Raw genomic sequence first — 20797 nt, 5'->3', positions numbered from 1 at the left:
GTGCCTCACTCTTGGTTGAACAGATCGGGCCTGAGGGCCCGGACTTGTTGCAGGTGTGCCAGTGCATCCGTAAAACGGAAGCGGGTCATGGCGTCTGCCATCGTCGATGCTGTTTCTCCCAGCTGTCCAGTCAGCTGTTTCTGATGTTGCTGGAACAGGGTCAGAGCTTCTGCATCATCTTCCACCAGCAGTTGGGTCAGCTGCGCCAGCAGGGGCGCTATGTCTGTTGGCTCTTGCTCCGGCAGGCCAGGGGCTGTCTGGGTGGGCAGCAGGGCCAGCACGCCATCGCTCAGTTGCTGTTGCATCTGCAGCCCCTGTTCGGCCAGCGGTAGCAGGCTGGTGGTGTCGTCTCCGCGGGAGAGCGCACTCTCCAGCCTGGCCGAGATATCTCGCAGTGGATCGGCACCCAGAGTGGCGGCAATCCCTTTGAGGGTATGGGCTTGCCGATGGGCTTCCTCCCTGTCGTTTGTCTGCAGGGCGGTGATCAGGCTCTGCATGGGTTGGGTTCCCTGTTGGGCGAACCGTTGCAGCAGGTCCTGATACCACTCCCAGTTGTGCATCAGCCGTTGCAGAGCTGCCTCGGCATTGAGCCCGAGCGCCTTTAGCTGCGGCAGTAAAGGCATGTCCTGTGGTGAGGGTGAAGTCTTGCGTGTTGCATCGGTTTCACGGCTGAAGGCGGGCACCCAGCGTTGCAGGGCGGCATAGAGCTTGTCGGGGTCGATGGGCTTGGCGATATGGTCATCCATACCCGCTGCCAGGCAGCGCTCTCTGTCACCGGCCATGACATTGGCCGTCATGGCAAGGATCGGGATCTGGTGCCCATCGCTCTCTTGCTGGCGCAGTTGACGGGTGGCGGCCAGTCCATCCATCACCGGCATCTGCATGTCCATCAGGATCAGGTCGTATGGCTGTTGCGCCGCCATTTGCAGGGCAATGGCACCATTGCCGGCGATGCTGACGTCGGCTCCCACCGCTCGCAGCAGCTCCATCGCCACCTGCTGGTTCAGCTCGTTGTCTTCTGCCAGCAGTATGCGGAGTCCGTCGAAGCGATAGCTGTGGGTGGGCTGGGGGGGCTTCAAGGTGATCGCAGTGGTTTGATGGCCAAACAGCCCTATGATGGTATCGAACAGCACTGAGGCACACACCGGCTTGACCAGCACCCGGTCAAAGCCGGCGGACTGGGCTTCGCGAAAGACCTCTTCCCGCCCATAACCCGTCACCATGACCCGATAGAGCCGCTTGCCAAGGCCGCGGGCAATGAGGCGGCGCCCCGTCTCTATGCCATCCAGCCCCGGCATGTGCCAATCCAGCAGCACCACCTCATAGGCGTTACCTTCCTGTTCGGCGCTGGCGATCATCTGCAACGCCTGCTGACCCGATTCGGCGGTGTCCACCACGAAGCTCATGCTGCGCAGCAGGGCAGCCAGTATGGTGCGGGCGCTGGCACTGTCGTCGGCCACCAGCATGCGGCGCCCACGCAGGTCCAGACTCGGCAGATAGCGTGATCTGTATCTGCCACGGCCGAGTCGGGCGGTAAACCAGAAGGTGCTTCCCTTGCCCGGTTCGCTCTGCACGCCGACCTCACCCCCCATCAGTGCCGCCAGTTCGCGGGAGATGGCGAGCCCGAGGCCGGTGCCGCCGTATTTGCGGGTGGTGGAGCTGTCCGCCTGCTGGAAAGACTGGAACAGCCGCTGCTGCTGTTCCTGGCTCATGCCGATCCCCGTGTCCTGCACCGAACAGTGCAACAGCACCTCCTTAGGCAGTTTTTCCAGGCAAGTGACCTTGACCAGTATCTCCCCCTGCTCGGTGAATTTGACCGCATTGTTGGCGTAGTTGATCAGGATCTGGCCAAGTCTGAGGGGATCGCCATAGAGCAGGGTGTCGAGCTGGTGGTCGACTTCGAACAGCAGCTCTATGCCCTTGGCTTCGGCCTTCTCGCCCACCAGGGTCGCCAGATTTTCCAGCACATGGTCGAGATCGAACTCGATCTGCTCCAGATCCAGCTTGCCCGCCTCTATCTTGGAGAAGTCGAGGATATCGTTGATGATGCCGAGCAGGTGCTGGGCCGAGCGCTGGATCTTGCCCACATAGTCGGCTTGCTGCGGATCGAGTCGGGTTTGCAGGGCGAGGTGGGCCATGCCCAGGATGGCGTTCATGGGGGTGCGGATTTCGTGGCTCATGTTGGCGAGAAAATCGCTCTTGGCCCGGGTCGCGCTTTCTGCCAGCTCATAGGCCTGCTCCAGCTCCTGATTCTTGGTCTGCATCACGGCGAACAGCTCATCCCGGGTCGGTTCGGCGAACTGCTGCTGCATCTGCATCTGCAACAGCAGAGCGTCATCGGGCCAGTGCGGCAGGTGGCATACCAGGGCGATGTCAGTGTCAGAGTGAGGAACCAGCCGAATGTTGCCATGGGCAGCGCCGGACGGGCTGTGCTGCAGTGGCTCGTCCGCCGAGAGGGAGACCCACAGCTCCTGCGTATGGCTTTCCAGCCACAGCTGGAGTTGCAGCGAGTCGGTGGTCGCCGTCAGCTGGCGCACCAGCTCCGAGGTGGTACCCGCCAGCGGCGCCACGAAGGTGGGGTTCTTGTCGATGCAGGTGAGCACCTGGATCACCTTGCGTCTGGCGGTGAGGGCTGCCGCCGGGCCAGAGAGCCTGATATCACCGATCCGCTGCCGCATCTAGCGCTCCTTCTCCGGTTGTACCCGCAACACGATACAACTCGCATCGTCCGTGCTGCGGCCGCTGTGGTCTATGACTTGACGGGCCAGGATGGCGGGATCCTCCCCCAGATCCAGTGCGCCGTCACGCAGGTTGAGCGATTCGCTGATGCCATCCGAATAGAGCATCAGCACATCCCCCGGCTCCATGGGCTGGCGTTGCAGCAAGGGGGTGGGGAAGCGCTCCCCCAGCACTCCATCGCGGGAGATGCCGCGCCAGAGGTCATGGCCGCGCAGACAGATGCGGGTGTTGCCGATACCGGCGTAGCTCAGTTCCCCCCGTTCACTGTTGACCAGGGCTATGCCAGCTGCCGCTCCCCGTGTACCGATGCAGTGTTGGTGCAACAGCTGCAGCAGAGGTGCCGGCTCCTGCTCAGGGGTGTTTTGCAGCGCCTCTTCCAGTGTCAGTGCCAGCTTGTTGGCCGAGGTGCCGTGGCCGCTGACATCGATCAGTACCAGCAAGACGCCGTCGGGGGAGGGACGGATAAAGACCAGATCGCCGGAGACCTTTTCCGGATAGCAGGGCCTGTTTTCGCTGGCCCATGCCAGTTTCAAACCAGGCTGACCCCATGACTGGGTTGGCATTGCGAGGCGTATCGTCGAGGGTGCCGCGCCCAGCCACTTTCGAGCCTGCACCAGGGTGCCCCCTTCCGGTGGTGTGCTGATGGTGAGCTCTGACATCATGCGCCGCACGCCGGGTAGCCCCAGCCCCAGGGTGCCCGAGGTGCTGTAGTGATCCTGCAGGGCCTGATGCACATCCGGTATGCCGGGCCCTTTGTCACGGGCGATGATGTCGATGCAGGCCCGTCCCTTGGGGTGATGGAGGGTCAGGGTGATCTCCCCCTGCCCGGCGTATTTCAGGATATTGCTGCCAAGCTCGGAAACCACGGTGGAGAGCATGGCACGATCCACGTCAGACAGGCTGGCGATAAAGGGAAGCCGACGCACCGCCATCACAGTCAGGTGCAGATCGATATCGTGGCGTAGCGGATAGTTGGCCTCCTGAGTCGCATGCTCTTGCATCATGGCGCTTTACTCCTCGCCCTTGAGATGGCGGACGTGGGCGAAGGCGTCGTCCATGTCGATGAAGCAGCGCAGCGGCCCGGGCTGCGCTTCGGCCAGCGCCAGAGACGCGGCGATCCCGGCATTGAGCCCCACCAGCAGGCAGATGGCGCCTAACAGGCGGCATACCTCGGCCCGCTTGCGTACCTGTCTGAATTCATGGTGATCCAGCAGCATGACGCCGGAGAAGTCGAGCAACACGGCATGGTGACGCCCGTGTACCAGTCGCTGGGAGAGGGCCTGCATCAGCATCTGCATGCCATCGTCACCGAGATCGGGACGCATGCTGACCACTATGCAGTCGGCCACATCGGCGATGCCAAGATCGTTGTTGAGCTGCATGGTCATGGCCGCATCCTAGAGGGTGGAACCGACCCGTTTGAGCGCTATTTCGAAGGCATCTCTCAGGGTTGCCGTGGTGCGGACGTCACCGACCGACACCCCCAGCTCCACCATGGTGCGGGCAATGGCGGGAGAGACTCCCGAGATGATGGCCTCACAGCCCATGAACTGGGTCGCCTTGGTGATCTTGATCAGCTGGTTGGCGACGCCGGTATCCACGGTAGCGACACCGGCAATATCCAGCACGAAGACCCGGGCCCGGGTTTCGGCGATCTTGGTGAGCGACTTGTTCATCACGTCGGCGGTGCGCATTGAGTCGATGATCCCCACCAATGGCAGCAGCAGGATCCCGTCCCAGATAGGGGTGACAGGAGTAGACATCTCCTGCAGCGACTTGTGCAGCTCCTCGCGAACTCTGGCGGCCTCTTCCGCTTCCACCATGGCACGCTTGAGCTGACGGTGCTGCTCCACCTGCGCCGTTATGTCGGTGGCAAATTTGACGATTTTGCTGGGCTTGCCGTTCAGATCCAGCACCGGGTTGTAGGATCCCTGGATCCAGACCTCCTGTCCCTGCTTGCCGAGCCGGCAGAATTCGCCTGCGAGAAACTCGCCCCGTCGCAGTGTTTCCCAGAAGGTGCGGTAATCCGCCGACTGGGCGTAGTCCGGGTCAACCAGCAGCCTGTGGTGCTGGCCCTTCAGCTCCTCCAGCCGGTAGCCCACTATGTCGAGAAAGCGTGGATTGGCATCCAGTATGGTGCCATCCAGAGAGAACTCCACCTTTCCCATGACCCGGCTCAGGGCATTGAGCTGGCCCTCGAAACTGGCAGTGAGCTGCTTCTGCCCGGTCAGATCCATGGCGTAGACGATGATGCGGGTCAGCTGCTCCTCGGCATCCAGAACCGGGCTGCAGGCACCCCGGATCCAGATATCCCGCCCCTGTTTATCCAGCAGGTGAAACTCGCTTTCCTGTGACGTGCCGCTGCGCAGCGTCTCCCAGAAAGTGTCATAAGTGGCAGACTGAGCCTCATCCGGGGAGAGCAGCATGCCGTGGTGCTTGCCCTTTAGCTCATCCAGCGGGTAGCCCATGATGGTGAGAAAATGAGGGTTGGCATCCAGGATCTGCCCCTCTGGCGAGAGTTCGAGCCGGGCCAGCACCTGATCGATGGCGTCCATCCCGGCCTGATGAGGGGAAGGGGCCGAACCGGTGGTCTTGGAAGAGGAAGTGTGCGCGTCCATGGCATCTCCAGTGAGAGGGAGTCGTTGATTTTGATGTCAATAAAGGGTGCTAAGCAGTTATAGCCCACTCCGGCTCTTCCGGCTGGAATAAAGGGTCAAAAGAGGCTTGTCATCTTCCGGTTGCTGGATGTTTATTCCGAGGGGACAAAACAGGGTGGGAGCTATCCACCGAGCCCTGTTTTGTGGCGAGTTTCACGGTTTGCATCGGCAGCATGGGGCAGGATTGGCACCCTGTTTCGTTCACGTCATGAGTTGTGCCATGCCCGCTTTTTCCCGTCTTACCCTGATAGCATCCCTGTTTGCCGCCACCTTCAGTCTGCCCGCCCTGGCCGATCAGATCGTGACCAGCCCGGCCGGTGTCACGACAGTGACCATGGCCCAGCAGGCTCCTGTTCATTGGGTCTCGGTAGAGCAGATTGCCAAGAGTCTGGATGGTTTACCCCCGATGGCGGTAGGTTTTGATATCGACGATACCCTGCTCTTCTCCAGCCCGGGTTTCTATCGCGGCAAGCAGGAGTTCTCGCCCAACGACGAGAGCTATCTGAAGAACCCTGCCTTCTGGGAGAAGATGAACAACGGCTGGGATGCGTTCAGCATGCCGAAAGAGGTGGGCAAGGCGCTGATCGCCATGCACCTCAAACGCGGCGATCACATCTATTTCGTCACTGGCCGTTCTGCCACCAAAACGGAAACCGTGAGCCAGACCCTGCAGCAGACCATGGGGATCCCCGCCGATCGACTCAATCCGGTGATCTTCGCCGGCGATCAGCCGGGCCAGAACACCAAGGTGCAGTGGCTCAAGGATAAAGAGATAAAGGTCTTCTACGGCGATGCGGACGGGGATATCAAGGCTGCGCAGGAAGTGGGCGCCCGCGGCATTCGGCTGCTGCGGGCGGCAAACTCCAGCTATCGCCCACTGCCGCTGGCTGGCGCCCTGGGGGAAGAGGTGATCGTCAACTCCCAGTTCTGAGCGGCGTAAAACCGCTAGAAAAAAGCCGGATCCTGTCAGGATCCGGCTTTTTAGTGAGTCTGTGGCGCGGGTGTTGGCATCGTGGCATGGGTTGCCGACAAGTTCCCCTTGTTCGCGTACGGCGGTTTATTCCGCCCAGGGCATCTCGGGCAGGGAATCCAGAAACTGGGCGTAGCGCTCTAGGTTGAAGGGGCCCTGTTCAGCCTCCATCGCCATCAGCTCGGCACCGAGGGCGCAGGCGATATATTGCAGCGCCTCTTCCCGTGGGGTGCCCTTCATCACCAATCGCATCAGGGTCGCCTTGACCTGCAACGGATGACCGTCGATCAGCTGGTTGTCGACCATCTCCAGCAGGGTTTGCTCGTCAAAGAACTCGGTGGATTCGCTCATGGTGTACTTCCTCGTCATGCCATAAAAGATGCCAGTATAACGAAGCTGGCATTAACACTTTGAAATATTGCGATAAAAACATTTCTGTGGCGCCAGTTTTTGTTACTCATACTTATCTGTGGGTTTGCTGTCAGCAAACGAAAACCATCATAAAATTGCATGGACGGATATCAATATGCCCACCATAGACTCTCTGTTATCCCATCCCCAAAACCTGCCCAATGTACCCGAAGTCATGCGCGATCTGGTACAGACCTTCAATGAGAAGGAGCCAGATACCCTGTTGATCGCCAAGAAGATCAACAAGGATCCCGTCATCTCTGCCAAGCTGCTGCGGCTGGCCAACTCCGCCAAGTTTGGCGGCAATCGTCAGGTTGCCACCGTCAACGAAGCCGTGGTGCGGCTCGGAGTCGATGTGGTACGCAACATGGTGCTGGCCTGCGGCCTGACGGGATCTGTTCATTCGGTGCCCGGCATCGATCTCAGGCACTTCTGGGGCAACGTGTTCGATGTGGCCGAGCTGGCCAGGTTGCTGGCCAAGCTAAAGGGCATGAAAGGGGAGGAGGTGTTCACCTGTGCCCTGTTGTTCGACATGGGGCGCCTCATCATGCATGTGGGTCTGCCGGAAAACATGGTTAACCACATTCAGGATCTTGAACCCAGCAAGGGGCGCGCCAAGGCAGAGGAGCTGGTGGTTGGTTTCAACTATGCCCAGACCGGGGCCGAGATGGCCAAGCGTTGGCAATTTCCCCTCAGTATCTGCCATGCGGTGGAGTACCACTACAACCCCATGCTGGCCAAGGAGTTTTCTGTCGAAGCTGGCCTGATCCATCTGGCCATCGCCCTGGCGGCCCAATCGGATGTGGGGGAGGTAGCGCCGCCCGAGTGGCCAACTCAGGTAGCAGACCGACTTGGTCTGCCATGGTCTGACTGCGCCGCCGTGCTGGTGGCGATGCGGGAACACGGTAATGGCTATGCGGGTTTGCTGGCGGCCTGAGCCCGCTCATATTGTCACCGGGCCGCAATGCGGCCCTTTTTCATGGGGTTTGCCTTGCCAACCCTGCGGTGCAGAGGCAGTCTTGAAGGCCTGTATTTTCTGAAAGAGCCCTTGTCATGATCCTCTCCGAGCGCCTGCTGCTGCGCGAACTGACCATCGCTGATGCTCCCTTTATCCTCGAGCTGCTCAACGACAGCGATTTCCACCGTTACATTGGCGATCGCGGTGTGCGTACCCTGGCGGATGCCGAACACTACATCCAGCAAGGGCCCGCGGTCAGTTATGCTCGCCATGGCCACGGCCTCTATCTGGTGGCGCGCAGAGGCGATGAAGCCAAGATCGGCATCTGTGGTTTGATCAGGCGAGACACCCTGCCCTGTGAAGACATTGGCTATGCCTTCCTGCCCGCCTATCGTGGTCAGGGTTATGGCATAGAAGCGGCAAAGGCGGCGCTGCAGGACGGCCGGGAAAGGTTGGGGATTGTGCGTGTCATCGCCATAGTCACACCGGGCAACGAACGATCACTGACACTGCTGGCCAAGCTGGGGCTGGTACAAAGCCGACTGGTCAAGTTGAGCGAGGATGCCGACGCGTGTCTGCTGCTGGAGGCTGCCGGAGCTGAAACGAACCTGGCCTGAGGTATGAAACGGGGATGCAGCTTTCAGTCAGTGATGGAAGGCGATGCTGACGGTGCTGGTTCAGGAGAATAAACAGGAGTTGAAGCAAAGAGGCCGCCGTGAGTTGCGGCCTGTCTGCATCGGGCGCTGCCGGAGGGCAGGCAGGATCAGTTGAGGTCTTCGATGGAGAACTCGCCAGCGATACCATCACAGGAGATGGCGAAACCGCCGCTGAAGCGGGTGCTGAACTGGATCAGGAACGCATCGGAATCCTGCTCTTGGACAGGCAGGTTGATGGGTTTGCTACGACGCAGGGGTTTGTGTGTATGTATGGCTTTCATCATGAAATTTCTCTATATAAATTAAGTGTTTGCTCCCTGTGTTGGCAAATGTCAGGTTAATGGACGCGGTCGACTTTGTGGTCAACAAGCGCGCAGGAATACCCAGCCCTGTCAGGGGCGTCTGCACTATCAAGGAATATGCTGATGCATAAATCAAATTGGGTGGGCAGAGCGAGTCTGCGCCGTGAGAGCCGGGCAACGCAGGCAGACAGCCTGACGGTTCTCGAGGCGAGTAAATCAGAGGGAGGTTATGCGGATACTGACAGGATTCATCGTGAGTGAAGCATTGCAGGGTAAACATAAACAGGGCTGATTAACTAGCCGGCGCGCATTCTCTCCTCGATATGAATAAAAAGCAAACAATTATTTGGTGATTTTGTACCAGATCCGTTTTTGTCGTGTTCTCCGAGATAAAAAGGGCTCCCGTCGGGAGCCCTTTTTCAGCAGGTCAATCACTGTCAGACGGTGACTCAGTAGTCGCCGCTGGCCTTCTTGGCGGCGGTGATCATGGGTGTAATGGTCATGCCCTGCACCACGATGGAGAACATCACCACAGAGTAGGTCATCACCAGTATGACCTGACGCAGATCGACGTTGTGCTCGGGTATCATCATGACACCGGAAGGCAGTGCCAGCGCCATGGCCATGGCCAGACCGCCACGCAAGCCGCCCCAGGTAAGGATGCGGATGGTGAAGCGGTTGTAGGTGCGAAAACGGCGGAAGGCCATGAAGGGGACAGAGACGCTGATGAAGCGCGCCGCCAGGCAGAGCGGTACCGCGATAACCAGCAGGATCCAGTCACGCCAGGCGAGATCCAGCAGCACCAGTGCCAGACCGATCAGCAGGAACAAGAGCGCGTTGAGGAACTGGTCCATCAACTCCCAGAAGTGATCCAGATAGTGGCTGCTCTGCTCGGAGAAGCCGGAGTGACGGGTCCAGTTGCCGATCATGATGCCGGTGACCACCATGGCCAGGGCACCGGAGACACCCATCATATTGGCGAGGGCAAAGCCGGCAGTCGGTATGCAAAGGGTCAGCAGCAGCTCCAGGGAGCCATCGTCGGTGGCACTGATCATCACGTGGGCGATGAGGCCCAGCACGGCGCCGAACAAGATGCCACCGAGGGCCTCGTGCAGGAACAGACCGGCGACGCTGCCGAAGGTCGGTTCAACGCCGCCAAACGCCACGGCAAATATGGTGGCGAATATCACCAGACCGGTACCGTCGTTGAACAGGGATTCCCCTTCAATTTGAATGGCGATCTGGGGGGGCGCCTGCATCTTCTTGACGATGGCCAGCACGGCAATGGGGTCGGTGGGGGTGATCAGGGCCCCGAACAGCAGGCAATAGACCAGCGGTACTTCCCAGCCCAGCAGCTTGGCGATGAACCAGAAGCCGTAACCGATCAGGAAGGTGGAGAGCAGGGTGGAGAAGATCGCCAGTATGGTGATTTCCCACTTCTGGCTGCGCAAGGCCTTGAGGTTGATGCCAATGCCGCCAGCGAACAGCAGGAAGCCCAGGATCCCCTTCAGCAGGAAATTCTGGAAGTCGATGCTCTTCATGGTTTCGATGGCCAGGGGCTCAAGGTTGAACCAACCCAGTTTGCCAAACAGCACCATCAGGGCGGAGATCAGCATGGATCCGGCAGTGATGGCGATGGTGGTCTGGATCTTCACGACATACTGGTTGGCAAAGGCGATCAGGATCGCCAACGCTGCCAAAAAGCAGAGTGTGTAGTAGACGCTCATGGTTATTTTTCTCGTTAGTAAACAGCAAGCACGTATCCTTCGCTGAGGACCGGCATAGGGTACTCTGGGGTCACATGTTACTCATTACCTATTTATGAGTATCCGGTGGTTATTGTGGACTCCACTGTGGACAGATAGACGGCTAGATTTCCATTTGATTTGTTTGCTGCTAGGATGACCTTCACGCAGTTGCATGGATGTAAGAGGAGCGAGCGGTGTTGAACGAAAAGCCGAGCATAAAGTCGGACATAACAAAGAAACTGGAATCCTGTCTCAAGGAACGGATCCTGATCATCGACGGGGCCATGGGCACCATGATCCAGGGCTACAAGCTGGGCGAGGCGGATTATCGCGGTGAGCGGTTTGCCGACTGGCATACCGACATCAAGGGCAACAACGACCTGCTGGTGCTGACCAGGCCCGGGATCATTCGCGAGATCCACGATCAGTATTGTGCCGCCGGGGCCGACATCCTCGAAACCAACACCTTCAACGCCACTCGCATCGCCATGGCCGATTACGAGATGGAAGATCTTTCGGCCGAGATCAACCGCGAGGCGGCCCGGCTGGCCCGTGCCGTGGCAGACGAATGGACGGCTAGGAACCCCGCCAGACCGCGCTTTGTCGCCGGTGTGCTGGGTCCCACCAACCGCACCTGCTCCATCTCGCCGGACGTGAACGATCCCGGCAAGCGCAACGTCACCTATGACCAGCTGGTGGCTGCGTATACGGAGTCGACCCATGCCCTGATCGAGGGTGGCGCCGACCTCATTCTGATCGAGACCATCTTCGATACCCTCAACGCCAAGGCGGCTGCCTTCGCGGTGGAAGGGGTGTTTGAGGCGCTGGGTTACAGCCTGCCGGTGATGATCTCCGGCACCATCACGGATGCCTCGGGCCGTACTCTCTCCGGTCAGACCACCGAAGCCTTCTATCACTCCCTGCGCCATGTCAAACCCATCTCGTTCGGTCTGAACTGTGCGCTGGGGCCCGACGAGCTGCGCCAATATGTGGAGGAGCTGTCGCGCATCAGCGAGACCTTTGTGAGCGCCCACCCCAACGCCGGTCTGCCCAATGCGTTCGGCGAGTACGATCTCGATGCGGGTGAGATGGCTGACCATATCCGCGAGTGGGCCCAAAGCGGTTTTCTCAACATGGTGGGGGGCTGCTGCGGCACCACCCCGACCCATATTCGCGCCATGAGTGACGCTGTCGCCGGCATCAAGCCGCGCACCTTGCCCACGCTGCCGGTCGCCTGCCGCCTGTCGGGTCTCGAGCCCCTCATCATCACGGCGGACTCCATGTTTGTGAACGTGGGTGAGCGTACCAACGTCACCGGTTCCGCCAAATTCAAGCGTCTCATCAAGGAGGGGCTCTACGACGAAGCCCTCGATGTGGCCAAGCAGCAGGTGGAGAGCGGCGCCCAGATCATCGACATCAACATGGACGAGGGGATGCTGGACGCCGAAGCGGCCATGGTGCGCTTCCTGAACCTCATCGCCGGTGAGCCTGATATCGCCCGAGTGCCGGTGATGATCGACTCCTCCAAGTGGGAGGTGCTGGAAGCCGGCCTCAAGTGCGTGCAGGGCAAGCCTGTGGTCAACTCCATCTCCATGAAGGAGGGGGAGGAGAAATTCATCCAGCAGGCCAAACTGCTGCGTCGCTATGGCGCCGCCGTCATCGTCATGGCGTTCGATGAGGTGGGCCAGGCTGACACTCGCACCCGCAAGTTTGAGATCTGCCAGCGCGCCTACCGGATCCTGGTGGATCAGGTGGGTTTTCCGCCGGAAGACATCATCTTCGATCCCAATATCTTCGCGGTGGCGACCGGCATCGACGAGCACAACAACTATGCGGTGGACTTCATCGAGGCGGTGAAGGACATCAAGACCCATTTGCCCCATGCCATGATCTCGGGCGGTGTCTCCAACGTCTCTTTCTCGTTTCGCGGCAATGAACCGGTGCGCGAAGCCATCCACGCTGTCTTCCTCTACCACGCCATCCAGAACGGCATGGACATGGGCATAGTCAACGCTGGTCAGCTCGCCATCTATGAAGACATACCGGCGGAGCTGAAGGCCAAGGTCGAGGCCGTGGTGCTCAACTTGAGTGACAGTGCCACCGAGGATTTGCTGGCCATCGCCGAGAAGTATCGTGGCGCCGGAGCCCAGGCGGAGGATCCGCGGGATCAGGAGTGGCGCAGCTGGCCGGTAGGCAAGCGGCTGGAACACGCTCTGGTCAAGGGCATAACAGACTTTATCGAAGAGGATACGGAAGAGGCGCGGGCCGGTGCCGAGAAGCCGCTACACGTGATCGAAGGGCCCCTGATGGACGGCATGAACGTGGTCGGCGATCTGTTTGGCGCGGGCAAGATGTTTCTGCCTCAGGTGGTCAAATCCGCCCGGGTGATGAAGCGGGCGGTGGCCTATCTGCAACCCTACATCGAAGCCGAGAAACAGGGCGGCTACAGCAACGGCAAGATAGTGCTCGCTACGGTGAAGGGGGACGTGCACGACATCGGCAAGAACATCGTCGGCGTTGTGTTGCAGTGCAACAACTACGAGATCGTCGACTTGGGGGTTATGGTCTCCTGCGAGACCATTCTCAAGACTGCCCGTGAAGTGGGAGCCGATATCATAGGGCTGTCTGGCCTGATCACACCGTCTCTCGACGAGATGGTGCACGTGGCCAAAGAGATGGAGCGTCAGGGCTTCAAGCTGCCGCTGCTGATCGGCGGTGCCACCACCTCCAAGGCCCACACAGCGGTCAAGATAGAGCAGAACTACAGCGAACCCGTGGTCTATGTGTCGAACGCGTCGCGCGCCGTCGGGGTGGCCCAGAGCTTGCTGAACCCGGAACTGAAGCCTGCCTTTGTCGCCCGCATTGACAAGGAGTACGAGGTTGCCCGGGATCAGCATGCCCGCAAGCAGCCGAGATCCAAGCCGGTCAGTCTGGCCCATGCCCGAGCCAACCGGCAGCAGCTGGACTGGGTGAACTATCAACCGCCGGCCCCCCGTGAGCTGGGCGTGCAGACGTTTGAGAACGTGCACGTCTCGGTGCTGCGCCCCTACATAGACTGGACGCCGTTTTTCCTCAGCTGGGAGCTGGCGGGCAAGTATCCGCGCATTCTCGAAGACGAGATCATAGGTGAGGAGGCGACCAAGCTGTTTGCCGATGCCAACGCCATGCTGGACAAGCTGGAGCAGGACGAGAGCGTGCGCTGCGCCGGCATCATAGGTCTGTTTCCGGCCAACACGATCGGCGACAGCATAGAGGTCTATACCGACGAGTCGCGCAGCAAGGTGCGCAAGGTGCTGCACCACCTGCGTCAGCAGAGCGAGAAGCAGGGCTTCCCCAACTACTGTCTGGCGGACTATGTGGCGCCGAAAGAGAGCGGCAAGCCGGACTGGATCGGTGCCTTCGCGGTGACGGGCGGAATCGGGGAAGAGGCCATCGCCACGGCCTACAAGGCGGATCACGACGACTACAATGCCATCCTCATCCAGGCGGTGTGCGACCGTCTCGCCGAGTATCTGCACGAACAGGTGCGCAAGGTGCACTGGGGCTATGCAGCCGACGAGGCCCTCAGCAATGAGGATCTGATCCGCGAGAACTACCGCGGCATACGCCCGGCGCCCGGTTACCCCGCCTGTCCCGAGCACACCGAGAAGGGCAGCATCTGGGAGCTGCTGGGCGTGGAGCAGGCCATCGGCATGAAGCTGACGGAATCCTACGCCATGTGGCCGGGAGCGGCCGTGTCGGGCTGGTACTTCTCCCACCCCGACAGCAAATACTTCGCGGTGGCGCAGATCCAGCAGGATCAGGTGGAAGATTACGCCGCCCGCAAGGGGATGACCCTGGCGGAAGCAGAACGCTGGCTGGGGCCGAACCTGAACTGAATCCCGATCTCCCGAGTGACATTGGTTGATCTTTGACGAGAAACGGCGGCATCCTTGGGCTGGTGGACAGACCAGCTTAGGGCCGCCGTTTGACATATCGGTGACAACGGGATTGCAGTGTGCAGTTCTGCGTGGTTTGTCTTGTTGTCAGGAGAAACAATTGGCGTTGTCTTGGCGCTGTGGCACCTTATACTCTCCCGCCCCATCCTGCCCAGGCACTGCCTTCTAGCGGAATTGTCATGAAGATCGCCATTTTATCCCGTGAGCCCAGAAACTATTCCACCCGCCGTCTGGTCGAGGTGGCGCAGGCCCGCGGTCATCAGGTAGAGGTGCTAGACACCCTGCGCTGCTATATGAATATCGCCTCCCACAGCCCCTCCATTCATTACGAAGGACGAGAGCTGGAGAGTTACGACGCCGTGATCCCGCGCATCGGCGCCAGCATCACCTTTTACGGCACCGCCGTGCTGCGCCAGTTCGAGATGATGAACACCATGGCTCTCAACAGCTCTGTGGCCATCTCCCGTTCCCGCGACAAGCTGCGGGCCATGCAGTTGTTGTCGCGCCACGGCATAGGTCTGCCCATCACCGGCTATGCCCACAGCACCCACGATGTGCCGGATCTCATCACCATGGTGGGGGGCGCCCCTCTGGTAGTGAAGCTGCTGGAAGGCACCCAGGGAATTGGCGTTGTGTTGTGCGAGACCCACAAGGCGGCCGAGAGCGTGATCGAGGCCTTTATCCAGACCAATAACAACATATTGGTGCAGGAGTATATCCGTGAGGCCAACGGCGCCGACATTCGCTGCCTGGTGGTCAATGGCAAGGTAGTCGCAGCCATGCGCCGTCAGGCCCAGCCGGGGGAGTTTCGCTCCAACCTGCACCGTGGCGGCACTGCCGAGGCGATCAAGATAAGCCCCGAAGAGCGGGCCACCGCAGTGCAGGCGGCCAAGATCATGGGGCTGGATGTGGCGGGTGTGGATATTCTGCGCTCTGCCCGTGGCCCTCTGGTGCTGGAGGTGAACTCCTCCCCCGGTCTGCAAGGGGTGGAAGCCGCCTCCGGCAAGGATGTGGCTGGCAAGATCATCGAGTTCCTGGAGCTCAAGGCGAGCCGCAAGAACAAGCCCGCCGAATAAGCCGCTGACGGCTTGCATCGCGGTATAAACACAAGGCGCCTTCGGGCGCCTTGTGTTGTTTGCGAGTCGGTTATTCCCGCATTTCCAGCCTGGCGCTGAAGATGCCTGCCTCCAGCCGGGTGTCTATCTGCCAGCCGAGCTTCTCGCAGATGCGCTGTATGATGGTGAGGCCGCAGCCGTAGCCGAGGATCTGATCCGGCGCGGCCGCAGTCGGGTTGCTGATGGTGAGTACGGGCCCGCACAGCTCGATCTCGATATGCCCCTCGGCATAGCTCAAGGCATTTTTCAGCAGGTTGCCGAGGGCAATGGCGAGCAAGGAGAGGGGGGCATTGACCTCGCTTGCCTCGTCCAGGGTGAGCCTGATATCGAGCGTCTCTCGCTGCAACAGCGGGGCGAGGCGTACCAGCTCCTGCCGGATCAGCGGTTCTACCCGTTGCAACGAACGCTCCACCGCCTCCTTGCGACCCAGCAGCAGGAAGGTCTCTGTGAGCAGTGCCATTTCGTCTGCTGCGGCGCGAATGCGGGTGGTGGCACGGGCGGCGGGGGCGGGCAAGTCCGTTACCTTGCCGAGCAGCGCTGCCGACCCCTGGATCACCATGTTGGGGGTGCGCAGCTCATGGCTGGCAAAACGGCTGAACTCCTGCTCGCGCGCGAACACGGCGGCCACCTCGTGTTTGCCGGTCAGCAGTGCCAGCTCGATCTCCCGCAATTCCTGCCAGGGGGCATCGGGCACGAAATCCGCCTGATCCGGGGTGAGGTGGGCGACCCTTTGCTGCAACCGCTGCAGTGGCCCCGTGATGTGACGCACCAGCCAGATGCCAAAACCGATGCACGCGATCAGCAGGGTCAAGCCTATCAGCCTGGTAGCCAGATGCAGCTGATCTTCGTAAGGATCCAGATAGTCGTCGGCGTCGTCGTTGAACACCAGATAGAGCAGCCCCTGGCCGGAGGGATGGGGCCTCACCAGGAAGTGCTTGTCCTCCTCGCCAAGCTGGTGCTCGAAGAAGCCCGGGCTCTGATAGGGCTTGAGCCAGGCTGGCAGTCGGCCCGCTTCGGTCCAGTAACTGGAGAACTGGCGTGGACTGGGGGCTGGGGCCGCCATGCCGAGCTGCAGCCAGTCATCGTTGTAGCGGGTGACCTCAGCTTCCAGCCAGTGACGCAGGCTCAACTCTTCCATCTTGTCTTCGGCCACCACCATCAACAGGCTGATGATGATCAGCAGCAGCATGCCCGCCCCGCTCAGGGTCAGGATCAGGCGATGGCGCAAACTGGGCAGGCTGACCTGGGTATCCGGCTGTGCCTGGTCAAGGCCTCCCGCTGGCTGGTTCATTGAATCACCCGATGGGGATGGGTCATGGCCTCCGGGTTTGATCATGATGTCACCAGTCGATAGCCCTGACCGTGGAGGGTTTCCAGCATGGGGGTAGGGAAGGGTTTGTCGAGGGCGTTGCGCAGGGCATAGATGTGGCTGCGCAGGGCATCGGAGTCTGGCTCTTCATCCCCCCAGACTGTCTCCAGCACTTCTTGCCGGCTCACCAGATGGGGGGCGCGGCGCACCAGCAGGGTGAGGATCTGGAACGGGATCTTGCCGAGCTTGAGCTCGACTCCGGCGCGGGTGGCGCGGCCACTGGCGGGATCCAGCGTCAGCTCGCCCACGCTGAGGGCCCCCATGTCGCTGCGGGGGCCACGCAGGGCCAGCGCCTGCAGCCGCACTTCCAGTTCCTCCATGGCGAACGGCTTGACCAGATAGTCATCGCCACCGGCCCGAAAGCCCGCCAGCTTGTCATCCAGACTGTCGCGGGCGGTGAGAAACAGCACTGGAGTCGCTATGCCATCGGCCCGCAGCCGCTCAACCGTGGAGAGGCCATCCAGACGCGGCATCATGACATCCATGATGATGACGTCGAAGCGCTGCTCGGCCAGCAGTTGCAGGGCAGCCTGACCGTGATAGGCGCAGTCCAGCCTGTGCCCGGCCAGCTCCAGGTAATCCATGATGGTTTCCGCGACCTGGGGATTGTCTTCCACCACCAGTATTTTCATGTTTTGATCTCCTGGTTTTGACCGATATTTCACGGTCATCTCACACTGGACGAGGCATCCTGTGTGGCAGTGTAACCCCGAGGATCCCTGATGAAGAAGTCTCTGTGCGCTCTGCTGCTGTTTATATTGTTGCCACTTGGCACTGCGCAGTCGGCCGAGTTCAAGTTGACCGGCCGCACCACCTGGCAACTGGGCCAGCTGATGGTCAACGGCATCCCCTTCGTGCTCGACGAAGGGACCCGCTTCAAGGATGGGCTGAGCGAGGACGATCTCGGTGGCCGCTGGGTCGATCTGGAAGGGGTGGTTGAGGAGGGGCTGAGGGTGATCCGCGAGGTGGAGGCGCTGGACGAAGAGGACGAGATGGAGCTGGAGGGACCGGTGGCGCAAGGACGGATCTGGGGCTATGTCACCTCGGATAACAGCCTGGCTCCCTTCGAAGGGCGCTGGCTGGAACTGGAGTGCAAGTTCGACGGCATGCGGTTGAGTCGTTGCCGCCAGGATGATTGAGCAGCAGGCGCATCTGGCGACCGGAAAAATTGCCCGCCCAGGCCCATAGTTAAACCTCATCAGGGTTTGACCATGGGCCTTCTGTTATGACACACACCTCCCTCCTGCTGCTGGCTCTGCCGTTCTGCACCCTTGCCGTCGATGGCGAGCTCTGGCAGGTGGAGCTGGAACACAACGATGGCATTCGGCTGCAATTTCAAGGCGCCGAGCTGGAGCTTGGCAGCGCCGCACTGGCCGGGGTGCGTCAGTTTTCCGACCTCAAGCCCGGTATGAAGCTCGCCATCCTGAGTCGCAACGGCGTCGCCGAACATATTCGCCTTGATGGACACGCCCCTGAGTCAGAACCGGCTGCCCAGTGGCGCCGGGCGGAGGGCACCTTGCTCGCCGTGACGGGCCATGCGCTGCAATTGCAGGGTCTGGGAGCAATGACATTTGATGCCGGTACCCGCTGGCTCAACGGCAGCCCCGCGGATCTGCAACCGGGGCGTACCCTGGTGCTGACCCGTGACGAGACGGGCCGCGTGACCGAGATACTGATCCCGAATCCAGAGGATGAGCCGAAATAATGCCGAGGCCTTGCTCACTTAATTGGGGAATATTTAAATTGCTAAATTAGAGTTCTCTTTTTTAAGATATTCTTAAATATGATTAAGTGACGAATAAAATAATAGAGCGCATGCTCTGATATTGTATTGCTCAATATAAAACAATGCTGAATATATCTTCCGATTAATTCTGTTTATATATTGAAGTGTGGGCTTGATCGCATAATGAGATTGATGCGACTGATACTGTCATACTCACATGCTGCCCGTTGATATATAAGTCGGGTGAATGCATGTCAGTGTTTAATATATTGGGGTTGCTATGAAAAAACTAAAAATAACTGGCTTGTCATTAATCATATCCGGCCTGCTGATGGCACAGGCGCAAGCGGCAGAGCCCGTCTATCCAGACCAGCTTCGCCTGTTTTCATTGGGGCAAGAGGTCTGTGGCGACAAGTATCGCCCCGTCAATCGAGAAGAGGCGCAGAGCGTCAAAAGCAATATTGTCGGCATGATGGGACAATGGCAAATAAGCGGACTCGCCAACGGCTGGGTCATTATGGGGCCGGGGTATAATGGTGAAATAAAACCAGGTTCAGCGTCCAGCACTTGGTGCTATCCGACCAATCCTGCTACCGGAGAAATACCGACTCTGTCTGCTCTGGATATTCCAGATGGTGATGAAGTAGATGTGCAATGGCGGCTGGTACATGACAGTGCTAATTTCATCAAACCAACCAGTTATCTGGCCCATTATCTCGGCTATGCCTGGGTAGGGGGAAATCACAGTCAATATGTCGGCGAAGACATGGATGTGACCCGTGATGGCGATGGCTGGGTGATCCGTGGCAACAATGACGGTGGCTGCGATGGTTATCGCTGTGGTGACAAGACCTCCATCAAGGTGAGCAATTTTGCCTACAACCTGGATCCTGACAGTTTCAAGCATGGCGATGTGACCCAGTCCGACCGCCAACTGGTCAAGACTGTGGTGGGGTGGGCTATCAACGACAGCGACACGCCTCAATCCGGTTATGACGTCACCCTGCGCTACGACACGGCCACCAACTGGTCCAAGACCAACACCTATGGCCTGAGCGAGAAGGTGACCACCAAGAACAAGTTCAAGTGGCCGCTGGTGGGGGAAACCGAGCTCTCCATCGAGATTGCTGCCAACCAGTCCTGGGCCTCCCAGAACGGGGGCTCGACCACCACCTCTTTGTCCCAGTCCGTGCGCCCGACAGTGCCGGCCCACTCCAAGATCCCGGTGAAGATAGAGCTCTACAAAGCTGACATCTCCTACCCCTACGAGTTCAAGGCCGATGTCAGCTATGACCTGACCCTGAGCGGTTTCCTGCGTTGGGGCGGCAATGCCTGGTATACCCATCCGGACAACCGTCCGAACTGGAACCACACCTTCGTCATAGGGCCATACAAGGACAAGGCCAGCAGTATCCGCTACCAGTGGGACAAGCGTTATATCCCGGGTGAAGTGAAGTGGTCGGATTGGAACTGGACCATACAGCAGAACGGCCTGTCTACCATGCAGAATAACCTGGCCAGGGTGCTGCGCCCGGTGCGGGCCGGGATCACAGGTGATTTCAGTGCCGAGAGCCAGTTTGCCGGCAACATCGAAATCGGCGCTCCCGTGCCGGTCGCTGCCGCCAGCCAGTCGAGCCGTGCTCGCAACCTGAGTGCCGGTCAGGGTCTGAGACTGGAGATCCCGCTCGATGCACAAGAGCTCTCCGGGCTTGGCTTCAACAATGTCAGCCTCAGCGTGACCCCTGCTGCCAACCAATAATGGCAGTGTGTTGCAGTAAGAGAACCGGGCCCATGGCCCGGTTGTTGTTTGCACTGGTCGGTCTTGTTAAAGGCTTGTGCTTTCCATTTCCCCACTTATACTGGCGCCATCTTGTCGGAGTGCCAACCGTCGAACGACGCAAGGCTGAGACCGTTAATTCGGGATCCGTGGAACCTGATCAGGCTAGCACCTGCGAAGGGAAACAAGGGTAACCAGTGGGTTGCCGCGCCGGGGAGGAACAAGCTTCCCCGCTCGCCGAGAGGAGTGATCCGACCGGCAAGCCAGTGCGCACAAGAGGGAGCCTGCCATCCTCTTCTGTCGCCTTGTCCATCAGGGGGAGTACAGAAGATGCGCAGGAGGAAGCCAAGGCTTCAGTTTTGCTCCCTCTTGAATGCAAACCTCACCCACAGGTTCATCACTTCTCCTCGAACTCCAGACAAGCAAACACC

The 20797-nt window shown here is 59.7% G+C and carries 17 protein-coding genes and 1 riboswitch; of the genes, 8 read left to right on the top strand and 9 right to left on the bottom strand.

Annotation, left to right across the window (positions count from 1 at the left end):
• Positions 1–5: 5 nt before the first annotated feature.
• From AXW79_RS10615 to AXW79_RS10600, 4 genes are read right to left on the bottom strand one after another with little or no spacing between them, the layout of a single operon-like run.
• On the bottom strand, positions 6–2678 hold the full coding sequence (locus tag AXW79_RS10615) for a response regulator (protein WP_005316326.1): 2673 nt from the start codon (positions 2676–2678) through the stop codon (positions 6–8).
• On the bottom strand, positions 2679–3743 hold the full coding sequence (locus AXW79_RS10610; RefSeq protein WP_005316322.1) for an ATP-binding SpoIIE family protein phosphatase: 1065 nt from the start codon (positions 3741–3743) through the stop codon (positions 2679–2681).
• Positions 3744–3749: 6 nt separating this feature from the next.
• Positions 3750–4121, bottom strand: a complete 372-nt coding sequence (locus AXW79_RS10605) for an STAS domain-containing protein (RefSeq protein ID WP_085941662.1) — start codon at positions 4119–4121, stop codon at positions 3750–3752.
• 15 nt (positions 4122–4136) lie between these two features.
• A complete protein-coding gene (locus tag AXW79_RS10600) occupies positions 4137–5357 on the bottom strand; it encodes a PAS domain-containing protein (RefSeq protein WP_005316318.1) in 1221 nt (406 codons plus the stop codon).
• A gap of 259 nt (positions 5358–5616) precedes the next feature.
• Between AXW79_RS10600 and aphA the strand changes: the two genes are divergently transcribed.
• Positions 5617–6327, top strand: coding sequence for an acid phosphatase AphA (gene aphA / locus AXW79_RS10595; protein WP_005316316.1), 711 nt, complete (start codon positions 5617–5619; stop codon positions 6325–6327).
• Between the two features lie 126 nt (positions 6328–6453).
• Here aphA and AXW79_RS10590 read toward each other — a convergent pair whose 3' ends face one another.
• Positions 6454–6717, bottom strand: a complete 264-nt coding sequence (locus AXW79_RS10590; protein WP_005316314.1) for a hypothetical protein — start codon at positions 6715–6717, stop codon at positions 6454–6456.
• Positions 6718–6892: 175 nt separating this feature from the next.
• Here AXW79_RS10590 and AXW79_RS10585 point away from each other — a divergent pair, with 175 nt between their 5' ends.
• Positions 6893–7714 (top strand): HDOD domain-containing protein, encoded by an 822-nt coding sequence (locus tag AXW79_RS10585; RefSeq protein WP_005316310.1) that lies wholly within the window; start codon positions 6893–6895, stop codon positions 7712–7714.
• Positions 7715–7830: 116 nt separating this feature from the next.
• Positions 7831–8352 (top strand): GNAT family N-acetyltransferase, encoded by a 522-nt coding sequence (locus tag AXW79_RS10580; RefSeq protein ID WP_005316306.1) that lies wholly within the window; start codon positions 7831–7833, stop codon positions 8350–8352.
• Between the two features lie 146 nt (positions 8353–8498).
• Here AXW79_RS10580 and AXW79_RS23325 read toward each other — a convergent pair whose 3' ends face one another.
• Together AXW79_RS23325 and AXW79_RS10575 are read right to left on the bottom strand one after the other, a co-directional pair.
• Complete coding sequence (locus tag AXW79_RS23325) at positions 8499–8675, bottom strand: hypothetical protein (RefSeq protein WP_005316304.1); 177 nt, start codon at positions 8673–8675, stop codon at positions 8499–8501.
• 467 nt (positions 8676–9142) lie between these two features.
• Complete coding sequence (locus AXW79_RS10575) at positions 9143–10420, bottom strand: cation:proton antiporter (protein ID WP_005316302.1); 1278 nt, start codon at positions 10418–10420, stop codon at positions 9143–9145.
• Positions 10421–10638: 218 nt separating this feature from the next.
• Here AXW79_RS10575 and metH point away from each other — a divergent pair, with 218 nt between their 5' ends.
• Both metH and rimK read left to right on the top strand, forming a co-directional pair.
• A complete protein-coding gene (gene metH / locus AXW79_RS10570; RefSeq protein ID WP_005316300.1) occupies positions 10639–14319 on the top strand; it encodes a methionine synthase in 3681 nt (1226 codons plus the stop codon).
• A gap of 239 nt (positions 14320–14558) precedes the next feature.
• Complete coding sequence (rimK, locus tag AXW79_RS10565) at positions 14559–15455, top strand: 30S ribosomal protein S6--L-glutamate ligase (protein WP_005316298.1); 897 nt, start codon at positions 14559–14561, stop codon at positions 15453–15455.
• Positions 15456–15525: 70 nt separating this feature from the next.
• Here the strand turns inward: rimK and AXW79_RS10560 are convergent, their stop codons facing one another.
• The gene (locus AXW79_RS10560) at positions 15526–16785 is read right to left on the bottom strand and encodes a sensor histidine kinase (protein WP_005316296.1); all 1260 of its coding nucleotides are present in this window, start codon (positions 16783–16785) and stop codon (positions 15526–15528) included.
• 41 nt (positions 16786–16826) lie between these two features.
• Positions 16827–17495, bottom strand: a complete 669-nt coding sequence (locus AXW79_RS10555; RefSeq protein ID WP_005316294.1) for a response regulator transcription factor — start codon at positions 17493–17495, stop codon at positions 16827–16829.
• 90 nt (positions 17496–17585) lie between these two features.
• Here AXW79_RS10555 and AXW79_RS10550 point away from each other — a divergent pair, with 90 nt between their 5' ends.
• From AXW79_RS10550 to aerA, 3 genes are all read left to right on the top strand, one after another.
• Positions 17586–18002, top strand: coding sequence for a hypothetical protein (locus AXW79_RS10550; protein WP_005316291.1), 417 nt, complete (start codon positions 17586–17588; stop codon positions 18000–18002).
• 86 nt (positions 18003–18088) lie between these two features.
• A complete protein-coding gene (locus AXW79_RS10545) occupies positions 18089–18568 on the top strand; it encodes a hypothetical protein (protein WP_005316289.1) in 480 nt (159 codons plus the stop codon).
• Between the two features lie 301 nt (positions 18569–18869).
• Positions 18870–20348: a beta-barrel pore-forming toxin aerolysin gene (gene aerA / locus AXW79_RS10540; RefSeq protein WP_011899165.1), complete on the top strand. Its 1479-nt coding sequence runs from the start codon at positions 18870–18872 to the stop codon at positions 20346–20348.
• A 105-nt stretch (positions 20349–20453) separates the two neighbouring features.
• Positions 20454–20567: riboswitch (TPP riboswitch) on the top strand.
• Positions 20568–20797 lie beyond the last annotated feature (230 nt).

The sequence above is a fragment of the Aeromonas salmonicida subsp. salmonicida genome (assembly GCF_001643305.1).
Classification (GTDB): Bacteria; Pseudomonadota; Gammaproteobacteria; order Enterobacterales; family Aeromonadaceae; genus Aeromonas; species Aeromonas salmonicida.
The sequence above is the reverse complement of the archived record's forward strand: the minus strand, read 5'-3'. Positions and strand labels throughout refer to the sequence as shown.